We start from the raw sequence: 3288 nt of genomic DNA, 5'->3' as shown, positions 1-3288 counted from the left end.
ATAATACAAGCCCTTAGTGTAGCACGGAACACGACAAGTCGCCGACACAGTCGGCCTATGCGCCTACGGCGCCTTGACGAATGGTTTCACACGTTGAGGGCTAATTTGTGACACCTCATGACCATAGGATATAAATTTATGTGACCAGTAATTTGCACTACCACAAGCTTCCATTACAATGTTATAAACAGGTAGATTTGCAATAAATTTTGGCAATTCAGATCTGCTTATCTTTTTTACGAGTACTTTTTTCCCATGTTCATTAACCCCATACAATTGGAAAACATTCTTTGCCAAATCAACACCTAATAATGTAATATTTTTCATTGGACTATCCTCTTTGTTGGTTTTGGGTAACCATAATATGTTGGCTCATTTTGTAGCCAGGTACTAGGGAGGATGAGTCCATATCATTGTTATAACTTCTGGGATATCCCTGTCCCCAGAATTCACTCGCCAACGCCACCGGTTAAAGGCCGCGACCGTCCTGTTTCCGGCATCAGAAAGACTATCAACAAAGATAACAAAATTGTTTATTTCCTGCTTTTTTCTGGTTTTGGAGGGGGAGTTAGAAAAATTTTCTTTTGGGGGTGTTATTTGTTCTGGCCCCGAGCATACTGGTTGATGGTTGAGCTTTTATACGGAAATTATTAAGATTCTATTAAGCAAAGTGCTCTTCATGCGCTCATTGAAATGTGAATTAATTAAGTTCTTGTTGAGTAATATATTGTTTAAATGTATTATCCCTCGCAAAAGTGATTCTATTTTAAATAAAAAAAAGGGGGGGGGAATGGGACAACTCACGAATGACGTATTGCGTACAAAGAATATGATTCAGTTGTTGAAGGATATGGGGATGGGGCTTGAGGGCACTCAGGTGATTTGTCATGGTGAACTGGTTTTCTTTAAATCTGACTCTCAAGAACTCAGTCAACAACTCTCTGTTAATCTGCAATCTCTATTAGAAGAGGGAAGTCCAAATCAGCCTCAATTTAGAACGTTTTCGTTGGCTGAATTGCTGATTAAAGAAGTCGCTTCAGGTGTTTGCTCCGATCAGAAAAAGGAACACATGCATAAATCAGCTTGTGATGCCGTATTGCAGATTTTAATCGATAATGGATTGAAATATAACCTTGATGATCAAAAAGAACATATTGAAATTGAACTTCCATCTTTTGTGTATGCAAGTCTTTTTAATATGCTTGATTATCAGTATCTTAGTATTTCAGGTAGTACATTACGCTTTAATATTAAAGCGTTTCTGAAGTCCTATCCTAACGAGCTTATCGCAATTAATAGTGGTTCACCTTTACTTCTTATTAACGCCAATATTTTTGAAAGTAAAAAGGTATTTTATGCGCAGACACAATTGGAAAATGGTGATATTGAAATAAAACCTTATTTTTTCATTCCTCATGCTTCATTTCCTCCTGAGTACCATTTTGTTTTAGATACGAGCGGCAGTATGACGACTAATAATAACTTGGATACGTTGAAAAAAAGCGTGATTCAGCTTTCTAAAGCACTGTTTGAGTTTCAGCCTGAAGCAATTATCAATATCACGGCATTTAACAGCTCCGTTACGTCTCTCGGGTGCTACAATCAAAGAACACTTTATAGATTGCAATCGGATGTTAATACCTTAGAGGCAAATGGCTCGACCTGTCTTTATAGGGTAAGTAATGAACAATTGAATAAGATTGTGCAATCGAAGAAACATAATAATGTTTTGTTATTTACTGATGGGGAAAATTATCCTCTGGATTATAGTACACAGAAGAAATTGGAGTCTTCAATTGAGAGTGTAGAAAAAGGCTTCGCTTTAGTCAAAGCACGGAATAAGTTTTTTATTATCCAGTATAATTTAAATCAACCTACTATTTTAAATGATCCAACTGAATCTAGCATTTTACATAGACTTACGGCTCTATTTAACTCCCCGGTGATTAATTCACAAAGTGTGGATTTTATGCAGGCGTTATTAAGTGTGAATAAAATGCAAGAGTGGGCTGCAGCGAGGGAGTTATTTACTTGTCACTTGCTTATTGATAATGAAACAAAAGAGTATGTCAAATCGTATGACTTATCTGGTCAGTTTATTGCTTTGGATCCACAACATAGTAAAGATGGACGGGTTCATCTCACGATTATTGATGGGGATGGCAATGTAATCCTTGATGATGAACGTTCTCTAATTTCTAAGAAACATGAAGTGATTGTTAGTGAGCCAGAATGCATAGCCATTGTAGAAGAAGAGCCTGGCCTTGATTTGATATCTAGCGTTGAGGTAGCAGAAGAGCAGCTTGATGAATCTGAAGCTGCAGATCAAAATACTCCTACACCAGAGCTAAGTGAGACATCATGGTGTAGTTTCTTTAATAGACGCTCTGTTGGTGCGGTTGTTGCCGCTGCTGCTGCGACGGTTATCACCATTGCAACACTCAGTATGGATTGAAAGTAGACCAAGTCATGGCCCATATGGGCCATGACTTGGTGCATCGGGTTAAGACTTGGGTTTAAATCCATGAGAATGGTGAGTCTGGTGTCCGTATTTAGAAGAGGTAACGAATGAAAAAAAATATGCTTGGTATGACGTTTCTTATTTTATCTTGTTCGACATTTGCCAGTGGAGTTCATATAGAAAAATTAAGTGCAAGAGGAGAAAAAAATATTTCTTTTCGCACAATCATCAATCCCTTTGGAGGCGCCCTTTCAGAAGCGCGGTCTATTGCAAAGGAAAAACTAATTCAGAAGTGTGCAGCACAGTTTAATGGAAGAATTATTGGAAAGATTGAGTATAAAACAATAAGATTTGATGAGGGTATTATGGCGGCGCGAGTAAGGGCTGACGGGAATTGTGAATATGAAAAGCGCTCTAAATCTGAAACATTCAAGCAGAACAAAAAGTAAAAAACAATCGGCCTACGCATGGAAAAATGAGTTTCATATCCAAAAAAAATCATAATAGATTATTCAGGACGTCTTTATGACCTAAAACGAAAAGATGATACAGAAGCTTTTGGCTTATAAAGCCCCCACCGGCTTACTTAACCCCATGGTACGCCATGGGATTATCAATTTGGGGTTAATTCCATATAGCGCTGGTTTATCAGCATGGCCCTCTATTATACCCCTTATGCAGTAAGTTTTATCGGCAAAATACAGAATTTATAGATATTGTTTGCTATTCGTCAAAATCAATAAAATTTTGATATACCCATTCAACTTGAAGGTACTGGGTTTATGATCTGAAAACTATCATTAATGCGTCCACGGAGGGATTGAGCT

At 37.7% G+C, this 3288-nt stretch carries 3 protein-coding genes; 2 read left to right on the top strand and 1 reads right to left on the bottom strand.

Annotated elements, in window-relative coordinates; genetic code table 11:
• Positions 1-63 precede the first annotated feature (63 nt).
• Positions 64-327 carry a hypothetical protein gene (locus ACQY7T_RS08705; RefSeq protein WP_428412712.1) on the bottom strand — a complete coding sequence of 88 codons (264 nt, stop codon included), beginning with the start codon at positions 325-327 and terminating at the stop codon, positions 64-66.
• Between the two features lie 463 nt (positions 328-790).
• Here ACQY7T_RS08705 and ACQY7T_RS08700 point away from each other — a divergent pair, with 463 nt between their 5' ends.
• Together ACQY7T_RS08700 and ACQY7T_RS08695 are read left to right on the top strand one after the other, a co-directional pair.
• Positions 791-2455: a VWA domain-containing protein gene (locus ACQY7T_RS08700; protein ID WP_428412710.1), complete on the top strand. Its 1665-nt coding sequence runs from the start codon at positions 791-793 to the stop codon at positions 2453-2455.
• Positions 2456-2568: 113 nt separating this feature from the next.
• On the top strand, positions 2569-2910 hold the full coding sequence (locus tag ACQY7T_RS08695; RefSeq protein ID WP_428412708.1) for a hypothetical protein: 342 nt from the start codon (positions 2569-2571) through the stop codon (positions 2908-2910).
• The last annotated feature ends 378 nt before the right edge of the window (positions 2911-3288 follow it).

It is taken from the genome of Legionella sp. (genome assembly GCF_965140895.1).
Taxonomy (GTDB): Bacteria; Pseudomonadota; Gammaproteobacteria; order Legionellales; family Legionellaceae; genus Legionella.
Note: the sequence above shows the minus strand (reverse complement) of the source record. Positions and strands in the feature narration are given on the sequence as shown.